Below are 21392 nucleotides of genomic sequence, written 5' to 3' on the forward strand. Positions count from 1 at the left end.
CCGGGGGAGGATCCGGACCCCGGCCGGACCCTGATATGGGCCGATACGTGCCCACGGGGTCCGGGTGGCGGCCAACGGGCCCCGCTATCGGAGCCGGACGCGGACGATGCCACAATGGCCGTGCTTGTGCCTGCGTTCACAAGCCGAACCGCCCCCTCCCACCGAAGGTGCCCTCGTGGACATCAAGACCGCTTCCGCCCTGCACCGGCTGCGCCTCATCTCGGTTCCCGAGGCGCTCTCCTTCCCGGCGCTGCTCATTTTCGGCTCCCTCCTGATGCGGGTCTCGGACATCGACTTCCTGATGCCGCCCCTGGGTGCCCTGCACGGCCTGCTCTTCACGATCTACGTGGTGTTCCTGCTGGACGTGTGGGTCAAGGCGAAGTGGCCGCTCAAGCGCGTCGCGCTGTTCTTCCTCCTCGCGGTCGTGCCCTTCGGCGGTTTCTACGGCGACAAGCTGCTCAAGAAGTACGAGGCGGACGGCGTCATCGCGGCCCGTGCCCGCGCCGAAGGCACGGTCAGCGCATGATCGTCGCCTTCTCCGTCAGCCCGCTGGGTGTCGGCGAGGACGTCGGTGAGTACGTCGCCGACGCCGTCCGGGTCGTCCGGGAGTCCGGGCTGCCCAACCGCACGGACGCGATGTTCACCTCCGTCGAAGGGGAGTGGGACGAGGTCATGGACGTCGTCAAGCGCGCCGTGGCCGCGGTCGAGGCCCGCGCGGGCCGCGTCTCCCTGGTGCTGAAGGCCGACATCAGGCCCGGGGTCACCGACGGGCTGACCTCCAAGGTCGAGACGGTGGAACGCCACCTGGCGGGCTGACGCACCATCAGCCCCCGTTCGTGCGCAACACGGACCCCCGGAGCCAATCGGCCCGGGGGTCCGTTCCGTTCGGGGGAGGAAAGGCCCCTGCCCGGGCCTGTCGGTCGACACGTGACCGGATATCACCTTGTGTGGTGATATCCACCCGTTCGACCGTTGGAGGTGCGGTGCCTTCGGAGGACTACGACTACGACCGCTACAGCAGGCTCGCGGGGCCGCTCACGCAGCCGCCCGCGACGGGGTACCGAGTCGGCTACCGCAGCCTCCTCTCCACCGAGAAGCACCGGACACGAGCCGTCCTCCTGATGACGCTCGCCCCCGCCCTCACCGGCCTGCTGCTCGCCTACCTGGTCTGGCCCACGCACTGGACCTCGCGTGAGAACGGTGAGGCGTGGCTGGTCGCCGCGGACACGGCGATGCTGCTGTCCATCGGCCTCGTCGAGCTGTTCATGCTGGTCAACGTGGTCTCCGTCGCGCACGCCGCGATGGTGGCCAGGGACCCCGTCCCCGTCACGGCCGAGCCCGGAACCCGGGTCGCCTTCCTCACCACGTACGTACCGGGCAAGGAACCCCTCGCCATGGTGCGGGCCACCCTGGAGGGCGCCGTACGGGTGCGCCACCCGGGAGCGCTGGACGTCTGGCTCCTCGACGAGGGCGACGATCCGGAGGCCAGGAGGCTCTGCGCCGAACTGGGCGTGCGCCACTTCACCCGCAGAGGGGTGCCCGAGTGGAACCTGGCCGGGGGCCGGCACAAGGCCCGGACCAAGCACGGCAACTACAACGCCTGGATGGCCGGGCACGGGGACGCCTACGGCTACGTCGCCTCCGTCGACACCGACCACGTACCGCAGCCCAACTTCCTGGAGCGGACGATGGGCTACTTCCGCGACCCGGACACCGCCTTCGTCGTCGGGCCGCAGGTCTACGGGAACTACGACGCAGCCGTCACCAAGGCGGCCGAGTCCCAGCAGTTCCTCTTCCACGCCCTGATCCAGCGCGCCGGCAACCGCTACGGCGCGCCCATGTTCGTCGGGACCAACAACGTCATACGCGTCGCGGCGCTGCGCCAGGCCGGCGGGCTCTACGACTCGATCACGGAGGACATGGCCACCGGCTTCGAGATCCACCGCCGCCGCAACCCGCTGACCGGGCGGTTCTGGCGATCCGTCTACACCCCGGACGTGCTGGCCGTCGGCGAGGGCCCCGCGTCCTGGGCCGACTTCTTCACCCAACAGCTCCGCTGGTCGCGGGGGACGTACGAGACGCTGCTGCGGCAGTACGGCAGGGCCCTGTTCCGGATGCCGCCCGGCCGTCTCCTCAGCTACACGCTGATGCTCGTCTACTACCCCATGACCGCTGTCAACTGGCTGCTCGGCGTGCTGAGCTGCCTGCTGTTCCTCTGGCTCGGCGCCTCCGGGACCCAGGTCGCCGCCTCGCTCTGGCTCATGCTCTACAGCGATGCCGCGGCCCTCCAGATCGGGCTCTACCTGTGGAACCGCCGCCACAACGTCTCCCCGCACGAACCCGAGGGCTCGGGCGGGCTGGCCGGCATGGGGATGTCGGCGCTCTGCGCGCCGATCTACCTGAAGTCGCTGGGCGCCGCGGTGCTGCGCACCGAAGGGCGGTTCGTCGTCACCCCCAAGGGCGGTGCGACCAGTCCCGACCGGCTGCTCACCTTCCGCGTGCACCTCGCCTGGGCCGCCCTGCTGCTGATCTCGCTGGCCGCGTCGGTGGTGCTCGGCCACACCCACGCGGCGATGCGCACATGGGCGGTGCTGGCCCTGGCCGTCGCCCTCTCACCGGTCGCGGTCTGGTCCGTCACACGGCTCCGCGGACAGCGCGTCCGCCCGGTCCGCACCGTGCCCGCCGCCCGTGTGGAGGGCACGCCGGCCGCCGTCACCACCACCATGAGCACCCCCGCAGGAGGGAACTGACCGTGCGCATGTCCTACCGGCCCACGCAACGCATGAGGAAGACCCTGCTCGGAGGCGGGGCGATGGTGGTGCTGGCCGGACTCAACGCGCCGGCCGCCCTGTCGTTCGCGGAGAGCACGTACCACGCGTACAAGATCGACCAGCCCGCCTACAAGGCGCGGTACGGCTCCTGGGGCACGGTGCGCATCCCCGAGGAGTTCCGTACGAACGCCGTTCACGCGGCCCTCCTGCGCACCGGGAAGGTGCTGATCGTCGCCGGCTCCGGCAACGACGAGGAGCACTTCGGCGCGGGCACCTTCGACACGGTGCTGTGGGACCCGGAGGCCGGCACCTTCAAGAGGATCGACACCCCCGAGGACTTCTTCTGCGGCGGCCACGCGGCCCTTCCCGACGGCCGCCTCCTGATCGCGGGCGGTACCGCCCGCTACGAGGTCCTCGACGGCGAGGTGCGGCACGCGGGCGGCGGGATGCGGGTGAAGAACGAGGACCCGGACAGACCTCTCACCCTCCGCAGGGGCACCGTCTTCAGGTCTCCGGCCGGTACCGCGTACGTGTCCCGGTTCGACGTGACCGTGCCGAAGGCGAAGCGCACGTTCGAGGTGGACCGCTTCAGGAACGGGGCGATGAAGCCGTGGAGGACGAAGGTGACCGCCTCCGAGCAGCGCGTCTTCGTGGAGGCGGTCGAGGAGGGGCCGCAGGCGGTGACCGGGAGGGCCGCCCAGTACCGGATCGAGGGACTCACGGGCAGGGCCGCGGACAACGCCTACGGCCTCGCCGAGAGGATCACCCTGGACAAGCAGGACTTCCAGGGGATCAGGGCGGCCTACGAATTCGACCCGGTCGCCGAGAAGTACGTCCCGGTCGCCCCCATGAAGGACGCCCGCTGGTACCCGACGCTCGTCGGCCTCGACGACGGCCGAGTGCTCGCGGTGTCCGGCCTCGACGACGTCGGCGAGATCCTCGCGGGCGGCAACGAGATCTACGACCCGAAGGCGAAGAAGTGGTCCGAGGGGCCCTTCCGCTACTTCCCGACCTACCCCGCGCTCTTCCTGACCAAGGGCGGCAAGCTCTTCTACCCGGGGGCGAACGCCGGCTACGGGCCCGCGGACAAGGGCCGGGTCCCCGGGCTGTGGGATCCGGAGAAGAACACCTTCACCGAGGTCGGCGGGCTGGCCGACGCCGACGAACTGGAGACCGCGGCCGCCCTGATGCTGCCGCCCGCGCAGGACCAGAAGGTGATGGTCCTCGGCGGCGGCGGGGTGGGCGAGTCCGGGAAGTCGACCGCCCGGACCGCCGTCGTCGACCTGACGGAGGACCGTCCCGTCTTCGAACGGGGACCCGACCTCCCGCAGGGCACGCGCTATCTGAACAGCGTGCTCATGCCGGACGACACCGTCTTCACCACCGGCGGCTCCAGGGACTACCGGGGGCGCGGCGCCAGCAACGTCCTCAAGGCGCAGTCCTACGACCCGGCGACCGGCGCGTTCACCGCGGCGGCCGCCCCGACCGTCGGCCGCAACTACCACTCGGAGGCGCTCCTGCTGCCCGACGGGCGGGTGGCGACCTTCGGCTCCGACTCGCTGTACGGCGACCGGGCCAACACCCGGCTCGGCAGGTTCGAGCAGCGGATGGAGGTCTACACACCGCCCGCGCTGCACCGGAGCGGGGGGACGCGGCCCGTGATCGGGAAGGGACCGGAGACGGTCACCCGCGGCGGCTCGGCGACGTACGCCGCGGAGGGCTCCGGGCGGATCGCGACGGCGCGGCTGATGCGGCCGAGCGCGGTCACGCACACCACCGACGTCGAGCAGCGCTCGATCGAGCTCGGCCTGAGGAAGACCCCGGGCAGGGTGACGGTCGCGGTCCCGGAGGATCCGGCGCTGGTACCGCCCGGCTGGTACATGCTCTTCCTCACGGATACGGAGGGGACACCGTCCGTGGCGAAGTGGGTCAGGGTGGGCTGAGGCCGTTCACGGGTCCGCGACCCCGGCGTGACGCGCCTTCCCCCGGAGCGCCAGGTGGTCGCGGCCCCCGGCGCCGTGGGCGGCGTGTGCCGGCCACCGTGGCCGAGGCCCCTGGAACAGAGGGGCGGTACCGAAGTGCGAGACAGGGCGGACCAGTATGTGACCAGTGGGTAAGGTCGTCCCGTGCCGAAGCCGCTCAGTCTTCCCTTCGATCCCATCGCCCGCGCCGAGGAACTCTGGAACCGGCGCTGGGGCCCGGTGCCCTCCATGGGCGCGATCACCTCGATCATGCGGGCGCAGCAGATCCTGCTCGCCGAGGTGGACGCGGTGGTGAAACCGTACGGGCTGACCTTCGCCCGGTACGAGGCGCTCGTCCTGCTCACCTTCTCGCAGGCCGGTGAGCTGCCGATGTCCAAGATCGGCGAGCGGCTGATGGTGCACCCCACCTCCGTGACCAACACCGTCGACCGGCTGGTGCGGTCGGGACTGGTCGACAAACGCCCCAACCCCAACGACGGACGCGGAACCCTCGCCTCCATCACGGAGAAGGGCCGCGAGGTCGTCGAGTCCGCCACCCAGGACCTGATGGCGATGGACTTCGGGCTCGGGGCCTACGACGCCGAGGAATGCGCCGAGATCTTCGCCATGCTGCGCCCCCTGCGGGTGGCCGCCCAGGACTTCGAGGACCGGTAGCCGCAGGGGCAGGGCGCTGCAAGATCGCCCGGACCGGCCGGATACGCTCGACGGCATGAAACGCAGCGTGCTGACCCGCTATCGGGTGATGGCCTACGTCACCGCCGTCATGTTGATGATCCTGTGCGTGTGCATGGTCTTCAAGTACGGATTCGACACCGGTGAGAGCGTGACCTTCGCGGTCTCGCAGCTCCACGGCGTCCTGTTCATCATCTACCTGGTCTTCGCCTTCGACCTGGGCTCCAAGGCGAAGTGGCCGATCGGCAAGCTGCTGTGGGTGCTGATCTCCGGCACCATCCCGACGGCCGCGTTCTTCGTCGAGCGCAAGGTCGTCCGCGAGGTCGAGCCGCTGATCACGGACGGCGCCGCGCGGCCCGTCAAGGTCTGACGCCCAGGCGTGACCGCGCCGCCACGGTCCGGCCGTACGGCGCAACCGCATCACCCCGAACCGCCCCGCGCACAAGCGCCGGGCGGTTTGCCATCGACATTTACTAGGACGTCCTAGTAAATTTGAACCATGGACGCTCACGCGATCGAGGAAGGCCGCCGCCGCTGGCAGGCCCGTTACGACAAGGCCCGCAAGCGCGACGCGGACTTCAGCACGCTCTCCGGGGACCCGGTGGAGCCCGCGTACGGGCCCCGCCCCGGTGACACGTACGAGGGCTTCGAGCGGATCGGATGGCCCGGCGAGTACCCGTTCACCCGGGGGCTCCACCCGACCGGCTACCGCGGCCGGACCTGGACCATCCGCCAGTTCGCCGGCTTCGGCAACGCGGAGCAGACCAACGAGCGGTACAAGACCATCCTGGCCAACGGCGGCGGCGGGCTCAGCGTCGCCTTCGACATGCCGACCCTGATGGGCCGCGACTCCGACGACCCCCGCGCACTCGGCGAGGTCGGCCACTGCGGGGTCGCCATCGACTCCGCCGCCGACATGGAGGTCCTCTTCAAGGACATCCCCCTCGGCGACGTCACCACCTCGATGACGATCAGCGGACCCGCCGTTCCCGTCTTCTGCATGTACCTGGTCGCCGCCGAGCGCCAGGGCGTCGACCCGGGCGTGCTCAACGGCACCCTGCAGACCGACATCTTCAAGGAGTACATCGCGCAGAAGGAGTGGCTCTTCCAGCCCGAGCCGCACCTGCGCCTCATCGGCGACCTGATGGAGCACTGCGCGCGGGACATCCCCGCCTACAAGCCGCTCTCGGTCTCGGGCTACCACATCCGTGAGGCCGGGGCGACGGCCGCGCAGGAGCTCGCCTACACCCTGGCCGACGGCTTCGGCTACGTGGAGCTCGGCCTCTCCCGCGGCCTGGAGGTCGACACCTTCGCCCCGGGGCTCTCCTTCTTCTTCGACGCGCACCTCGACTTCTTCGAGGAGATCGCCAAGTTCCGTGCGGCCCGGCGCATCTGGGCCCGCTGGATGAAGGAGACGTACGGCGCGCGCACCGACAAGGCGCAGTGGCTCCGCTTCCACACCCAGACCGCCGGGGTCTCGCTGACCGCCCAGCAGCCGTACAACAACGTCGTGCGCACGGCCGTGGAGGCCCTGTCCGCCGTCCTCGGCGGAACCAACTCCCTGCACACCAACGCCCTGGACGAGACGCTCGCCCTCCCGTCCGAGCAGGCGGCGGAGATCGCCCTGCGCACCCAGCAGGTGCTCATGGAGGAGACCGGCGTCGCCAACGTCGCGGACCCGCTGGGCGGTTCCTGGTACGTCGAGCAGCTCACCGACCGCATCGAGGCCGAGGCCGAGAAGATCTTCGATCAGATCAAGGAGCGCGGCACCCGGGCCCACCCCGACGGCAAGCACCCGATCGGCCCGATGACCTCCGGCATCCTGCGCGGCATCGAGGACGGCTGGTTCACCGGTGAGATCGCCGAATCCGCCTTCCAGTACCAGCAGTCGCTGGAGAAGGGCGACAAGCGGGTCGTGGGCGTCAACGTCCACCACGGGTCCGTCACCGGCGACCTGGAGATCCTGCGGGTCAGCCACGAGGTCGAGCGCGATCAGGTGCGCGAGCTCGCGGGTCGCAAGGAGGGCCGCGACGACGTACGGGTGCGCACCGCGCTCGACGCGATGCTGGCCTCCGCGCGCGACGGCTCCAACATGATCGCGCCGATGCTGGAGGCCGTACGGGCCGAGGCGACCCTCGGGGAGATCTGCGGCGTCCTGCGCGACGAGTGGGGCACCTACACGGAGCCGCCCGGCTTCTGACCTGTCGTCAGCGCCGGCTGGGCCGCGGCTCCCAGCCCCGAGAGCAGCAGCAGGGTGAAGCGCCGGGCCCAGTCGGTGTCGACGGGTTCGGCGCTCACCAGCGCCCGGTGCACCACCGCGCCGGCGATCACGTCGAAGACCAGATCAGCCGTACGGGCGGCCATCGCCGGGTCCGGTTCGGCGGGCAGTTCGCCTCGGTCCTGTGCGCGCTCGCGCCCCCGCAGGACCAGCCGCTTCTGCCGGGCCACGATCGAATCCCTGATCCGGCCCCGCAGTGCCTCGTCGCGTGTCGACTCCGCGACCACCGCCATCAGCGACGTCTTGGTCTCCGGCCGTTCCAGCAGCGCCGCGAACTGCAGCACCACGGCCTGCACGTCGGCCGCCAGGCTGCCGAGGTCGGGCAGTTCCAACTCGTCGAACAGGACCGCGACCGCGTCCACGACCAGCTCGTTCTTGCCGGCCCAGCGGCGGTAGAGAGTCGTCTTGGCGACCCCCGCCCGCGTCGCCACGTCCCCCATCGTCAGCTTCGACCAGCCGAGGTCGACCAGCGACGCACGGGTCGCCTCCAGGATCGCGGCGTCGGCCGCGGCGCTGCGGGGACGTCCGGATCGGGTGGGTTCGGCAGGGGGGCGGCTCGGCATGCGGCGACCATACCGGCCGGTAAGTACCGCTGACCGGCCCCGGGACCCGTGAGACAGATCACCGGGCGCTCTTGCCCGGGAGGGGGTCCGGACAGTTACGCTACGGGTCGTAGCGTAAGGACGACGGTCCGCCGGTCGTCCTCGCCACGACTGATCGACAACCACGTGCCGGGTGGGGACCCGGCATCGAGTACGGGGTTTTTCAGGGCCCCGGTGACCGTGTCCGTCCGTCCGCCCCGCACACCGGCGTGGCTGTGGACGGGGACGGTTCGCGGATCGCTTTCCGGAACGGTGCGCCCAGGGGGGAGGATGTACGTATGCAGCCTAGGAACATGTCCATGAGCGGCGTCGTCGACCTCGCCGCTGTCAAGGCGGCCGGCGAGGCCAAGGTGAAGGCGGAGCAGGCCCGCGCGGAGTCCGCCCGGCAGGGTGGCGGCGGCGCCGTCGCCCCTGCCTCCCTGGTGATCGACGTCGACGAGGCCGGCTTCGAGACCGACGTCCTCCAGCGCTCCACCGAAGTCCCCGTCGTGATCGACTTCTGGGCCGAGTGGTGCGAGCCGTGCAAACAGCTCGGCCCCCTCCTGGAGCGCCTCGCCGCCGAGTACAACGGCCGCTTCGTGCTGGCCAAGGTCGATGTCGACGCCAACCAGATGCTGATGCAGCAGTTCGGGATCCAGGGCATCCCCGCGGTCTTCGCCGTGGTGGCGGGGCAGGCCCTCCCGCTCTTCCAGGGGGCCGCCCCCGAGAGTCAGATCCGCGAGACGCTGGACCAGCTGATCCAGGTCGGTGAGGAGCGCTTCGGCCTCACCGGGATCGTGGTCGACCCGGACGCCGCCGTCGCCGGAGCCGAGGACGCCGTCCCGGCCGAGGTGCCCGCGGGGCCCTACGACGCGCTCCTGGAGACCGCCGCGGCGGCACTGGACGCCAATGACTTCGACGGTGCCGTGCAGGCGTACCGGAGTGTCCTCGCCGACGATCCGGGCAACACCGAGGCCAAGCTGGGCCTGGCCCAGGCGGACCTGCTCGGCAGGGTCGCGGGCCTGGACCCGCAGCAGGTCCGCAAGGACGCCGCGGAGAATCCGGCCGACCCGGCGGCGCAGATGACCGCCGCGGACCTGGATCTGGTGGGCGGTCACGTCGAGGACGCCTTCGGACGGCTGGTCGAGACGGTCCGCCGCAATTTCGGTGACGACCGGGACGCGGTGCGGGTGCGCCTCCTGGAGCTCTTCGAGGTGATCGGCCCCGAGGACCCCAGGGTCACCGCCGCGAGGACCGCCCTGGCGCGGGTCTTGTTCTGATGTGACAACACGGCCGTGGTGCCCCCCGGGGCGCCGCGGCCGTTTTCGCGGGCGGACGACAAGGGACGCCTGTGCTTTACCAAAACTTGACAAAAGTACGCGCTGTTACTGGCAGTAAAGCGCACCCTGGGATCTGTCCGCTTTCGGACCCCAATTTGCCCATTCGAGCGCACCTTTGGCGCCACCCTGTGTGGCCGGGCGGTATCCGCCTGTCGCACCCCGGTTATCGGGTCGTTACTAGCGAGTAACGACCCCCCTTGTGTCACGGGCGGGAATGCACCACGATCGGCCACGCCCGGTCCGACGCCCGCCAGCCCGACAGCCAGTCGGCTCCGGTGGCCTGTTGGGTCCCCACCGGGTGGTCGGCGGCAGTGCCGCCGATCGCGGACAGGGGGGTTCCTGCCCTCGGCAGGGCCTGTCCGAACCGGTTGCGCAGACGCGCGGCCAGTGGTTGTCGCTCGGGGGTGATCGCCGGTGACTCGGATGCGGTACGCGCCTCCGGTCCGGGCGCTCTCCTTCCCGAGGACGTAGCACTTCTCCCATCCCAGGACGGGCACGATGCCCGTACCGGAGATGTACGTCCGAGAAGGAGGAAATTTATGAGTTCCCAGGTTCGCGGTGGCACCAGATGGAAGCGTTTCGCTCTGGTCATGGTGCCGAGCGTCGTCGCGACCGCCGCAGTCGGCGTCGGTCTGGCGCAGGGTGCGCTGGCCGCGTCGTTCAGCGTGTCGGGTCAGAGCTTCAAGGTCCGCACCGACAGTCTCGTCGGCAAGGACTTCGTCCAGTACGGCAGCGTCGCTGTCGGCACGGACATGAAGGGTGAGAAGGCGGCGCACGCGGTGGCGGTGTCGGGCTTCAGCAGCGCGACGATCACCAACATGTGCCAGTCGGTCGTCACGCCGAACCTTCCGTTCGACCTTGGCAGCGTCACGCTGAGGCTGGAGGCCGGTACCAACGCGAAGAAGCCGGTCGAGGCGACGAATCTGTACCTGGACGTCGCTCAGCTCGACGCCGACGCGTCGTTCAAGAACATCGACATCGGTGTCGCGGCGGGTTCCCTCAAGAACCCGAACAGGCCCGGATCGATCGGCATCCAGCCGGGCACGCAGGCGAATGCGAACGGATTCGCGCAGCGTGCGGAGGAGGCCGTCCTGACCGACGTCAAGCAGACGGCGTGGGCGACCACCGCCGGCACCTTCAAGCTCAGCGACCTGAAGCTGCGGCTGCACAGCGGTACCGACGAGCAGTGCTTCTGAGGCACGTGACCGGGTGGCCGGAGTGCTCTCCCAGGGCCTTCGGCCGCCCACCCCTTCTTCTCACCGCAGTACCGGTTCCAGGGAGCTGTTTTCCATGAGCCCCGAGTCCACAGGGCAGAACGAGCACTACCTCACCGTCTTCCGGCGGGGATTCCGCACCTGGCGGGGTAACCGGCCGTTCTGGGCGGGCCTGTTCACCATGGTCGGTGGTGTACCCATCGCCTACTTCCCGTACGCCAACATGCACCTCGGCAACATGACGCTGGCGATGTCCACCACGGCCGGTGCGGGGTCGCTGATCATCGGGGTCCTGCTCATCACGCTGGGCCTGACCATGTGGTTCCAGCCCATCGTCAGGGTGTTCGCCGGAGTCGCGGCGATCCTGCTGGCGCTGATCTCCATCCCCGTCGCCAACATCGGCGGATTCCTGATCGGCTTCGTCTTCGCCCTCCTGGGCGGAGCCCTGTCCGTCTCCTGGGCCCCGGGCGGTCCCGAGGCCGCCGCAGACCTCGACGCCGCCCGCCCGAGGGCGCAGACCGCCGAAGGCGTACCCGGGACGGAGGGGACCGCGCCGCAGTACTACGACCCGACCGCGGTCCCGCAGCAGCCGTCGCCGTACGACAAGTCGCTCGAGGTCGACAGCGGGGGGCATCGTGCGGGGTGACGAGACAGGGACGGGCGACTTCGGGCCCGAGAACGTCCGCGAGCCGAAAGGGCCCCGCCACGCGGCGCCCAGGAAGTCGCTGCTGACGAAGCTGCACATGCCCGCGGGCAAGAAGGCGTTCGCGCTCGCCGCGATGCCCACGGCGGTGTTCGTCGGCATGGGACTCACTCCCAGGTTCGCGCTGGCCGACGACAACGACATCCCCTTCGCCCCCGGTCCCTGTGTGACGCGCTCCGACGAACCGAGCGAATCCGAGGAGCCGAAGGCGACGCCGACACCCGGCGCCACGTCCACCGGCGATGCCGAGGACACGGGCGAGAAGCCGGACACGGGCGAGGAGCCGGACACGGGCGGGACCGAGGCCCCGAAGCCGTCGGCGAGTGCGAGTGCGCCCGCGGAGGCCCCGACGTCCGAGGACAAGGCAGCGGCGACGCCCAGCGCGACCCCGACGCCCACCAAGCCGGTGAACCCGCTCGACCCGCTCGGTGTCGGTGACGCCCTCAAGGACCTGCTCGACGGACCGGACAAGGAGACGGCGAGCCCGTCCCCGAGCGCCACCACCGGGGCCCCGGATCCGAAGCCTACGGAGACCGCGACCACCGATCCGGTCGAGGAGGCCACCGACGGCGCGAAGGACGAGGCCGACGAGACCGCCGACGCCATCCGGGACGCGGCCGACAAGGCCGGCAAGGACGTCGAGGAGCTCGACGAGGACGTCAAGGGTCTCGACCCCGTCAAGGACGAGGACGTGCCGGACGGCGCCAAGGAGCGCTTCCCCTGCCCGACCGCTGACCCCGAGGCGCTCGCCGCCGCCGATCTGGAGCAGGGCCTTCCGCTGCTCCCGGACGACCCGTGGATCCTGGAGTCGTCGCGGCTCACGCTCAACGGGCTCGACTACGCGGGCATCGTCGAGGTGAAGACGTACAACGGCACCGTCAAGAAGGCGCTGAAGTTCACCGCCGGCAGCATCGACATCAAGGACCTGCACCAGCTGACGACGGGCCCGGCCGGTGCGACCGGTCACGTCAAGGCGCGCGGCGGCTCCACGTCGACGATCCGCGACGGTGAGGTGACGATGTACACGGAGGAGCTGAAGGGCAACCTCTTCGGCCTCATCCCGATCACCTTCAGCCCGGAGACCCCGCCGCCGCTGAACGTACCGTTCGCCTTCTTCACCGACGTGAAGGTGACCCAGGCCGGCCAGTTCGGCGGCACGCTCACGGTGCCCGGCCTGCAGAACTACTTCACCGGCGGCAACAGCTAGACCCCACCGACCCGTTCGGGAGCCGCACAGCACCGCGGGCCGCCCCCCTCACCGAGGGGGGCGGCCCGCAGCCGTGTCGCGCCGGGGAGCCGGTCACCGCGTGCGAACGCGGCGCCCTCGCGGACGCGGCCGGCTCCCGGGCCGGCTACGTACACTGACGGGCATGGCATGCCGCATCAGTGAACTGGTCCTGGACGCAGCCGATCCCGACCGGCTCGCCGCCTTCTGGAGCGAGGTCCTCGGCTACGTCGAACTCGGCCGGGAGGACGACGGGAGCATCGAGATCGGGCCGCCGGACCTGGGTTTCGGAGGCCCGCAGCCCACCCTCGTCCTCAGCCCCGGCAGCGACCCGAGGCCCGGGAAGCTGCCCCTGCACATCGACGTCAACGCCACCGACCGCGATCAGGACGCCGAGCTGGAGCGACTGCTCGCCCTCGGCGCCAGGCCCGCCGACGTCGGCCAGACCGGCACCGAGGGCTGGCACGTCCTGGCCGACCCGGAAGGCAACGAGTTCTGCCTCCTCCGTGCCCGGATCCAGCCCGTCTGACCCCGCGCATCCCGGCGTCCGGGACCGATCCCCTGGGCGCCGTCCGACTTCGCTGTTGGACCGGATCGCCGGGACGTGCGGCCCGGAGCGTTCGGCCACCGCCGCGCGCACCGTCCGGCGTCCCCGGCCTGTTCCCGGAGGCCGGGCCCTCTCGCAGGACCGCGGAAGACATGGCGGGGCGGGCGGACCGGTCCCGGCGCGGACGCTCGCGCCGGGTACGGCTGTGGCCCGCACCCCCGGCACATGCCGATCGGGGGTGCGGGCCACAGCCGCAGGAGGGGGGAGCGTCAGTCGCGCTTCTCGCCGCCCAGGTGGTGGACCCGGACCATGTTCGTGGTGCCGGCGACACCGGGGGGCGAGCCGGCGGTCATCACCATGACGTCGCCGGTGCTGTAGCGGTTCAGCTTCAGGAGCTCCTCGTCGACCAGGGCGACCATCGCGTCCGTGTTGTTCACGTGCGGCACCACGTGGGACTCGACGCCCCAGCTCAGCGCGAGCTGGTTGCGCGTGGACTCGTCCGTGGTGAAGGCCAGGATCGGCTGGGCAGCGCGGTAGCGGGAGAGACGGCGGGCGGTGTCACCGGACGAGGTGAACGCGACCAGCGCCTTGCCGTCCAGGAAGTCCGCGATCTCGGCGGCCGCGCGGGCCACCGAACCGCCCTGCGTACGGGGCTTCTTGCCCGGGACGAGGGGCTGGAGGCCCTTGGACAGGAGCTCCTCCTCGGCGGCGACGACGATCTTCGACATCGTCTTGACCGTCTCGATCGGATACGCGCCCACGGAGGACTCCGCGGACAGCATGACCGCGTCCGCGCCGTCCAGGATCGCGTTGGCGACGTCGGACGCCTCGGCGCGGGTGGGCCGCGAGTTGGTGATCATCGACTCCATCATCTGGGTCGCCACGATCACCGGCTTGGCGTTGCGGCGGCACAGCTCGATGAGGCGCTTCTGCACCATCGGGACCTTCTCGAGCGGATACTCGACGGCGAGGTCACCGCGGGCGACCATCACACCGTCGAAGGCGGCGACGACGCCCTCCATGTGCTCGACGGCCTGCGGCTTCTCGACCTTGGCGATGACGGGGACCCGGCGGCCCTCCTCGTCCATCACCTTGTGCACGTCCTTGACGTCCTCGGCGTCCCGCACGAAGGACAGGGCGACCATGTCGCAGCCCATCCGCAGGGCGAACCGCAGGTCGTCGACGTCCTTCTCGGACAGTGCGGGCACGTTCACCGCGGCACCGGGCAGGTTGATGCCCTTGTGGTCGGAGATGACACCGCCCTCGATGACGATGCTCGTCACCCGGGGGCCGTCGACGGAGACGACCTTGAGCTCGACGTTGCCGTCGTTGATCAGGATCGGGTCGCCCTTGGTGACGTCTCCCGGCAGCCCCTTGTAGGTCGTACCGCAGATCGACTTGTCGCCCGGGACGTCCTCGGAGGTGATGATGAACTCGTCCCCGCGGACCAGCTCGACGGGGCCCTCGGCGAACTTCGCCAGGCGGATCTTCGGGCCCTGGAGGTCGGCGAGCACCCCGACCGCGCGGCCGGTCTCGGCGGCGGCCTGGCGGACCCGGTCGTAACGGCCTTGGTGCTCCTCGTGGGAGCCGTGACTGAAGTTGAAGCGGGCCACACTCATGCCGGCCTCGATCAGAGCGACGAGCTGCTCATGGGAGTCGACGGCGGGACCGAGGGTGCAGACGATTTTGGAACGGCGCATGAGGCGGATCCTATCGGTTTGTTTCGCTGCGGAATATTCCGTCTGGTGGAAGATACAAAGGGGCGCGGGTCCGCTCAGTTGTGGACCAGTGCGAAGGTCTGGCCGGCGATCTCCAGTTCCTCGTCCGTGGGCACCACGGCGACGGCCACCCGGGCGTCATCGGGGGAGATCAGCCGTGGTTCGCCGGACCGAACGGCGTTGCGGTCCGGGTCCACCGCGAGGCCGAATCCCTCCAGTCCCGCGATCGCAGCCTCCCGCACCGGCGCCGAGTTCTCCCCGACCCCCGCCGTGAACACCACGGCGTCCACCCGGCCGAGGACCGCCGAATAGGCGCCGATGTACTTCTTCAGCCGGTGGACGTAGACGTCGAAGGCGAGTGCGGCACGCTCGTCGCCCTCCTCCACCCGGCGCCGGATCTCCCGCATGTCGTTGTCACCGCAGAGGCCGACCAGGCCGCTCCGCTTGTTCAGCAGGTCGTCGATCTCGTCCACCGACATGCCCGCCACGCGCTTGAGGTGGAAGGTGACGGCCGGGTCGACGTCCCCCGAACGCGTACCCATGACCAGCCCCTCCAAGGGGGTCAGTCCCATGGACGTCTCCACGCACCGGCCGCCGGCCACCGCGGAGGCGGACGCGCCGTTGCCCAGGTGCAGCACGATGACGTTCACGTCCGCCACCGGGCGGCCCAGCAGCTCGGCCGTCCGGCGGGACACGTACGCGTGCGAGGTGCCGTGGAAGCCGTAGCGGCGGATCCGGTGCGCGTCGGCGGTCTCCACGTCGATCGCGTACCGCGCCGCGTGCTCCGGCATCGTCGTGTGGAACGCCGTGTCGAAGACCGCCACCTGCGGAAGGTCGGGCCGCAGCGCCTGTGCCGTACGGATCCCTGTGATGTTCGCCGGGTTGTGCAGGGGGGCCACCGGGACCAGCCGCTCGATCTCCTGGAGCACCTCGTCGGTGACCACGGTGGGCTCGCTGAACCTCAGCCCTCCGTGCACCACCCGGTGGCCGATCGCCGCCAGCTCCGGTGAGTCCAGGCCGAGGCCGTCGGCCGCCAGCTCCTCGGCCGCCGCCTTCAGCGCCTGCTCGTGATCGGCGATCCGGCCGGTGCGCTCGCGGGGCGCGCCGCCGCCGGCCGACGGCGTGTGCACCAGCCGGGAGGTCTCCTCGCCGATCCGTTCGACCAGGCCGGTCGCCAGCCGGGAGCGGTCGCGCATGTCCAGGAGCTGGTACTTCACCGAGGAGGACCCCGAGTTGAGGACCAGCACCCGGCTCGCCCGGCCGTCGGTGGTGTGCGTGGGGGTCATCCGGTCTGCTCCTCGTCCTGCGCCTGGATCGCCGTGATGGCCACGGTGTTCACGATGTCCTGCACGAGGGCGCCGCGTGAGAGGTCGTTGACCGGCTTGCGCAGCCCCTGCAGGACCGGGCCGACCGCGACGGCGCCCGCCGAACGCTGGACGGCCTTGTAGGTGTTGTTGCCGGTGTTGAGGTCCGGGAAGATCAGCACGGTCGCCCGGCCCGCCACCTCCGACGCCGGCAGCTTGGTCGCGGCGACGGAGGGCTCGACCGCCGCGTCGTACTGGATGGGCCCCTCGATCCTCAGGTCCGGCCTGGACGCGCGCACCCCCTCCGTGGCCTTCCGCACCTTGTCGACGTCCGCACCCGTGCCCGAGGTGCCCGTCGAGTACGACAGCATCGCGATCCGGGGGTCCACACCGAAGCGTGCGGCCGTGACCGCCGACTGCACCGCGATGTCCGCGAGCTGCTCCGCGTCCGGATCGGGATTGACCGCGCAGTCGCCGTACACCAGGACCTTGTCGGCGAGGCACATGAAGAAGACCGAGGAGACGATCGAGGCGTCCGGCTTCGTCTTGATGATCTCGAAGGCGGGGCGGATGGTCGCCGCGGTGGAGTGCACCGACCCGGAGACCATGCCGTCGGCCAGACCCTCCTGGACCATCAGCGTGCCGAAGTAGTTCACGTCCGCCACGACGTCGTACGCGAGCTCCACCGTCACCCCGCGGTGCGCGCGCAGCAGGGCGTACTGCTCGGCGAAGCTCTGACGCAGCTCGGAGGTCTGCGGGTCGATCAGCTGCGTGTCGGCGAGATCGATGCCGAGGTCGGCGGCCTTCTTGCGGATGACGTCCACATCGCCGAGGAGGGTCAGGTCGCACACGTCGCGGCGCAGCAGCACGTCGGCGGCGCGCAGGACGCGTTCCTCCGTACCCTCGGGCAGGACGACCCTGCGCCGGTTCGAGCGGGCCTGTTCCAGCAGCTCGTGTTCGAACATCATGGGGGTGACACGGCCACTGCGCGCCACGGAGATCCGCTCCAGCAGGGCGCCGGTGTCCACGTGCCGTTTGAAGAGGCCCAGCGCGGTCTCCGCCTTGCGGGGCGTGGCCGCGTTCAACTTTCCTTCCAGGGCGAAGAGTTCGGCCGCCGTGGGGAAGGAGCCGCCGGACACCGCGACGACCGGGGTGCCGGGGGCGAGGCGGGCGGCCAGCCTGAGTATCTCCTCGCCGGGGCGCTCGTCCAGGGTCAGCAGGAGACCGGCGATGGGCGGGGTCCCCGCACTGTGCGCGGCGAGCGAACCGATGACCAGGTCCGCGCGGTCGCCGGGGGTCACGACCATGCAGCCCGGGGTCAGGGCCTTCAAGAGGTTGGGCAGCATCGCGCCGCCGAAGACGAAGTCCAGCGCGTCCCTGGCCAGGCCCGAGTCGTCGCCGAGGAGGACCGTTCCGCCCAGCGCCGTGGTGATCTGGGCGACGGTCGGTGCGGAGAGCGCCGGATCGTCCGGCAGCACCGAGCAGGGGACCGGCAGCCGGGCCGCCAGCCGTTCGGCGATCTCCGCACGGTCCTCGGACGCCACCCGGTTCACGATCATCGCCAGCACGTCGCAGCCCAGGCCCGCGTACGCCCGGTAGGCGTTGCGCGTCTCGGCCCGGACGGACTCCGCGTCCTGTCCCTTGCCGCCCACCACCGCGATCACGGAGGCGCCGAACTCGTTGGCGAGCCGGGCGTTCAGCGCCAGCTCGTCCGGAAGCTGGGTGGCGGCGAAGTCGCTGCCGAGGACCAGGACGACCTCGTAGTCGCGGGCCACCCGGTGGAATCGCTCCACGAGCCGCGAGACCAGCTCGTCGGTACCCTGCTCCGCCTGGATCGTCGAGGCCTCGTGGTAGTCCAGGCCGAAGACGGTCTCCGGACTCTGCGAGAGCCGGTAACGGGCCCGCAGCAGCTCGAACAGCCGGTCCGGTCCGTCGTGGACCAGTGGCCGGAAGACACCGACCCGGTCCACCTGACGCGTCAGTAGCTCCATGACTCCCAGATCGACGACCTGTCGGCCGTCTCCCCGGTCGATACCGGTCACGTACACGCTGCGCGCCACGCGTGCTCTCCCGTCCTGTTCGGCTGGTAATGCCCCCTTGACGATACCTACGGGGGCAGGTACGCCGCCCGCCGGGAGGAGGCCGCCGCGCGCGCTGCTCCGGCGGGTGCCGGAGCAGCCGGGAGCGCGGTGGCGGGACCCGGCGTGGGACAATCGTGATGGCTCACGGTACGGGGGTTCCCGAGAGGCACCCTGAGCGGACCGGACCTAGCGAGCAGGAGACAGAGCACGATGCGCATCGGAATTCTCACCGCAGGCGGCGACTGCCCCGGCCTGAACGCCGTGATCCGGTCGGTCGTCCACCGTGCCGTGGTGGGGCACGGCGATGAGGTCATCGGCTTCGAGGACGGCTTCAAGGGGCTGCTCGACGGCCACTTCCGGCCTCTCGACCTCAACGCGGTCAGCGGCATCCTGGCCCGCGGCGGCACGATCCTGGGCTCGGCCAGGCTGGAGCGCGACCGCCTGCGCGAGGCCGCGGAGAACTGCGAGGAGCTGTCCCGCCGTTACGGCATCGACGCCCTCATCCCGATCGGCGGCGAGGGCACCCTCACGGCGGCCCGGATGCTCTCGGACGCGGGAATGCCCGTCGTCGGCGTCCCGAAGACGATCGACAACGACATCTCCGCCACCGACCGGACGTTCGGCTTCGACACCGCGGTGGGCGTCGCCACCGAGGCCATAGACCGTCTCAAGACCACCGCCGAATCGCACCAGCGCGTGATGGTGGTCGAGGTCATGGGCCGCCACGCGGGCTGGATCGCTCTGGAGTCCGGCATGGCCGGCGGTGCCCACGGCATCTGTCTTCCGGAGCGGCCCTTCCAGGTCGACGACCTGGTCAAGATGGTCGAGGAGCGCTTCGCGCGCGGCAAGAAGTTCGCCGTCATCTGCGTCGCCGAGGGTGCGCACCCGGCCGAGGGCTCCATGACCTACGCCAAGGGCGAGATCGACCAGTTCGGCCACGAGCGCTTCCAGGGCATCGGCAACCAGCTGGCCGGCGAGCTCGAACGCCGGCTCGGTAAGGAGGCCCGGCCCGTCATCCTCGGCCATGTCCAGCGAGGCGGCACCCCGACGGCGTACGACCGCGTCCTCGCGACCCGCTTCGGCTGGAACGCGGTGGAGGCCGTGCACCGGGGTGACTTCGGCCGGATGACGGCCCTGCGCGGCACCGAGATCGCCATGGTCCCGCTGGCGGACGCCGTGACCCGGCTGAAGACCGTGCCCGGCGACCGGATGTACGAGGCCGAGTCGGTCTTCTGACCGGAGCGGCGCGCGGCGCCCCTTCCCCGCCGGCCGGAAGGCCCGCGAGTGGCCCCGGCCGTCCCTCGCGGTCGGCCGGGGCCACTCGTCGTCTCCTCGGACGATCGGGTTCACGTGCCGATTTCCCGGACGGTCGGGGCACGCGTTGCCCCCGCGGACGATCGGGGGCGCGCGTTCCTCCCGCGGACGGCCACTCGCCGGCCCCCGCGGGAGGATCGGAGCCGCCCCCGGGAGGCCGGAGCAGGCGCCCCCGGGTGGCCGGATCAGATCCCCGCGGTCCGCCAGAACTGCTCGACGACCCGCACCAGGAACTCCCGCGCGTCGATCTCCGCCTCGGTCCGCTCGCGGCCGGCGCTGTTCCACGCCTGCGTCGACACGATCAGCGCCTGGTAGTCGGTGTGCAGCTGTTCCAGCACGTTCTGGACCAGGACCCGGTCCAGCGGCACGATCTTGGCCACCGGCTTGACGTATGCCTGCCAGCGCGTCGCCACGGCCTTGCTCAGCAGCTCCGCCAGCTCCTCGTTGCGGCCGGTCGCGGTGAGGAACTGGGCGGCCGACATGTCCAGCGTCTGGCAGAGGGCCACGGCCTGGCGCTCGTTGCCGCGCCAGCGGCCCGAATCCTCGATCCGCTGGTACGCGGCGGCCGTCATCCCGAGCGTCCGCGCCAGGTCCTCCACCCCGATGTCGCGGGACTGCCGGTGCTCGCGCAACGTGCTCGCGGCAGCCAGCAGTTCGCCGGGGGCGCACCACAGCACACCTGCGAGGGCCGTCAGTTCGCGTTCGCCCGGCAGGGCCACACCACGCTCCCAGGCCATGACGGTCTCGGCGGTTATCTGCAGTCCGTACTGGGCGCCCAGGCCGTACGCAACATGTCCGGGAGCCATTCCCAGCGCTTCGCGAAGTCGGCGTGCGGCGGGAGCATTGAAGGGCGGAGTCGTGTGCACGGCTTCACCGTATGAGCACAAGAAGCGCCTGGCTACAGGCTGTTCCTAACAGTTCACCCTTCGTATGATCCTCCTAGGGGGAGTTTCGCCCGACGTCGTCGCCTAGGGGCGGGTTTCGGCCACCCATGTGTAGTGCAGCTCGGGCCGGCCGACCTGACCGTAGCTCGGCCGCCGCACGGCGCGGCCCGCCGTCACCAGATGCTCCAGATAGCGGCGCGCGGTGATCCGGGAGATCCCCAGCCCCTCCCCGGCGGCCGACGCCGTCACCCCGTCCGGGGACTCCCGCAGGGTCCGTGTCACGGCCGCCAGCGTCGGGCCGCTCAGCCCCTTGGGCAGGCTGGCCGGGTCCGCCACCCGCAGGGCGCCCAGCGCCCGGTCCACCTCTTCCTGGCCGCTCGCCTCGCCCGCCGCCGCCCGGAACGCGGCATAGCGCAGGAGCCGGTCCCGCAGGGTGGGGTAGGTGAAGGGCTTCAGCACGTACTGGACGACGCCGAGCGACACGCCTTCCCGCACCACCGCCAGATCGCGCGCCGACGTCACCGCGATGACGTCGGCACCGTGTCCGGCGGCCCGCAGCGAGCGCAGCAGCTGGAGGCCGTGTCCGTCGGGCAGGTACAGGTCGAGCAGCAGGAGGTCCACCGGCATGCGGTCCAGGGCCCGCACGGCCGCCGCCCTGGTGTGGGCGACGGCGGCCACCTCGAAACCCGGCACCCGGCCCACGTACAGCTGATGGGCGTCCGCCGCCACCGGGTCGTCCTCCACGACCAGCACCCGGATCACGCCGTCCGCACCCGTG

At 70.8% G+C, this 21392-nt stretch carries 19 protein-coding genes; 13 read left to right on the plus strand and 6 right to left on the minus strand.

From position 1 onward, the window contains the following. Positions 1-175: 175 nt before the first annotated feature. The 7 genes from OG927_RS22870 to OG927_RS22900 all read left to right on the plus strand — a co-directional run bounded on the left by OG927_RS22870 (position 176) and on the right by OG927_RS22900 (position 7625). Positions 176-526 carry a DUF3817 domain-containing protein gene (locus OG927_RS22870; RefSeq protein ID WP_056794421.1) on the plus strand — a complete coding sequence of 117 codons (351 nt, stop codon included), beginning with the start codon at positions 176-178 and terminating at the stop codon, positions 524-526. Next, the gene (locus OG927_RS22875; protein ID WP_031091528.1) at positions 523-816 is read left to right on the plus strand and encodes an MTH1187 family thiamine-binding protein; all 294 of its coding nucleotides are present in this window, start codon (positions 523-525) and stop codon (positions 814-816) included. The genes OG927_RS22870 and OG927_RS22875 overlap by 4 nt, the downstream gene beginning before the upstream one ends. A 167-nt stretch (positions 817-983) precedes the next feature. Continuing rightward, on the plus strand, positions 984-2750 hold the full coding sequence (locus OG927_RS22880) for a glycosyltransferase family 2 protein (protein WP_330320696.1): 1767 nt from the start codon (positions 984-986) through the stop codon (positions 2748-2750). Between the two features lie 8 nt (positions 2751-2758). Beyond that, positions 2759-4714 carry a radical copper oxidase GlxA gene (glxA, locus tag OG927_RS22885; protein ID WP_209471257.1) on the plus strand — a complete coding sequence of 652 codons (1956 nt, stop codon included), beginning with the start codon at positions 2759-2761 and terminating at the stop codon, positions 4712-4714. A 183-nt stretch (positions 4715-4897) separates the two neighbouring features. Beyond that, on the plus strand, positions 4898-5407 hold the full coding sequence (locus OG927_RS22890) for a MarR family winged helix-turn-helix transcriptional regulator (RefSeq protein WP_056794426.1): 510 nt from the start codon (positions 4898-4900) through the stop codon (positions 5405-5407). Between the two features lie 55 nt (positions 5408-5462). Next, entirely contained in the window at positions 5463-5795 is a 333-nt protein-coding gene (locus OG927_RS22895; RefSeq protein WP_056794429.1) for a DUF3817 domain-containing protein, read from the plus strand. Between the two features lie 129 nt (positions 5796-5924). Then, on the plus strand, positions 5925-7625 hold the full coding sequence (locus OG927_RS22900) for an acyl-CoA mutase large subunit family protein (RefSeq protein WP_056794432.1): 1701 nt from the start codon (positions 5925-5927) through the stop codon (positions 7623-7625). Here the strand turns inward: OG927_RS22900 and OG927_RS22905 are convergent. Next, the gene (locus OG927_RS22905) at positions 7601-8266 is read right to left on the minus strand and encodes a TetR/AcrR family transcriptional regulator (RefSeq protein ID WP_124281158.1); all 666 of its coding nucleotides are present in this window, start codon (positions 8264-8266) and stop codon (positions 7601-7603) included. The two genes, OG927_RS22900 and OG927_RS22905, sit on opposite strands and share 25 nt — an antisense overlap. Before the next feature lie 317 nt (positions 8267-8583). On the opposite strand from OG927_RS22905, the gene OG927_RS22910 reads away from it, so the two are divergent. The 5 genes from OG927_RS22910 to OG927_RS22930 all read left to right on the plus strand — a co-directional run bounded on the left by OG927_RS22910 (position 8584) and on the right by OG927_RS22930 (position 13295). After that, the gene (locus OG927_RS22910) at positions 8584-9564 is read left to right on the plus strand and encodes a tetratricopeptide repeat protein (RefSeq protein ID WP_124281157.1); all 981 of its coding nucleotides are present in this window, start codon (positions 8584-8586) and stop codon (positions 9562-9564) included. Between the two features lie 599 nt (positions 9565-10163). After that, on the plus strand, positions 10164-10820 hold the full coding sequence (locus OG927_RS22915) for a DUF6230 family protein (RefSeq protein WP_056794438.1): 657 nt from the start codon (positions 10164-10166) through the stop codon (positions 10818-10820). Between the two features lie 94 nt (positions 10821-10914). Then, positions 10915-11484: a DUF6114 domain-containing protein gene (locus OG927_RS22920; RefSeq protein WP_056794441.1), complete on the plus strand. Its 570-nt coding sequence runs from the start codon at positions 10915-10917 to the stop codon at positions 11482-11484. Continuing rightward, positions 11474-12748, plus strand: a complete 1275-nt coding sequence (locus OG927_RS22925; RefSeq protein ID WP_330320697.1) for a hypothetical protein — start codon at positions 11474-11476, stop codon at positions 12746-12748. The genes OG927_RS22920 and OG927_RS22925 overlap by 11 nt, the downstream gene beginning before the upstream one ends. Positions 12749-12911: 163 nt before the next feature. Next, positions 12912-13295, plus strand: coding sequence for a VOC family protein (locus tag OG927_RS22930; protein WP_330320698.1), 384 nt, complete (start codon positions 12912-12914; stop codon positions 13293-13295). Positions 13296-13582: 287 nt separating this feature from the next. Here OG927_RS22930 and pyk read toward each other — a convergent pair whose 3' ends face one another. From pyk to pta, 3 genes are all read right to left on the minus strand, one after another. Beyond that, entirely contained in the window at positions 13583-15013 is a 1431-nt protein-coding gene (gene pyk, locus OG927_RS22935) for a pyruvate kinase (protein ID WP_056794448.1), read from the minus strand. A gap of 74 nt (positions 15014-15087) precedes the next feature. Further along, the gene (locus tag OG927_RS22940; protein ID WP_056794450.1) at positions 15088-16317 is read right to left on the minus strand and encodes an acetate kinase; all 1230 of its coding nucleotides are present in this window, start codon (positions 16315-16317) and stop codon (positions 15088-15090) included. After that, complete coding sequence (gene pta, locus OG927_RS22945) at positions 16314-18395, minus strand: phosphate acetyltransferase (protein ID WP_330320699.1); 2082 nt, start codon at positions 18393-18395, stop codon at positions 16314-16316. Before pta ends, OG927_RS22940 begins: the two co-directional genes overlap by 4 nt. 231 nt (positions 18396-18626) lie before the next feature. Here pta and OG927_RS22950 point away from each other — a divergent pair, with 231 nt between their 5' ends. Next, positions 18627-19652: an ATP-dependent 6-phosphofructokinase gene (locus OG927_RS22950; protein WP_056794456.1), complete on the plus strand. Its 1026-nt coding sequence runs from the start codon at positions 18627-18629 to the stop codon at positions 19650-19652. A 263-nt stretch (positions 19653-19915) separates the two neighbouring features. On the opposite strand, the gene OG927_RS22955 is transcribed toward OG927_RS22950, so the two are convergent. Both OG927_RS22955 and OG927_RS22960 read right to left on the minus strand, forming a co-directional pair. Then, positions 19916-20536 (minus strand): helix-turn-helix domain-containing protein, encoded by a 621-nt coding sequence (locus tag OG927_RS22955; protein ID WP_330321343.1) that lies wholly within the window; start codon positions 20534-20536, stop codon positions 19916-19918. Between the two features lie 162 nt (positions 20537-20698). After that, entirely contained in the window at positions 20699-21376 is a 678-nt protein-coding gene (locus OG927_RS22960) for a response regulator (protein ID WP_056794835.1), read from the minus strand. Positions 21377-21392: the final 16 nt, after the last annotated feature.

The organism is Streptomyces clavifer, assembly GCF_036345975.1.
Lineage (GTDB): Bacteria > Actinomycetota > Actinomycetes > Streptomycetales > Streptomycetaceae > Streptomyces > Streptomyces clavifer.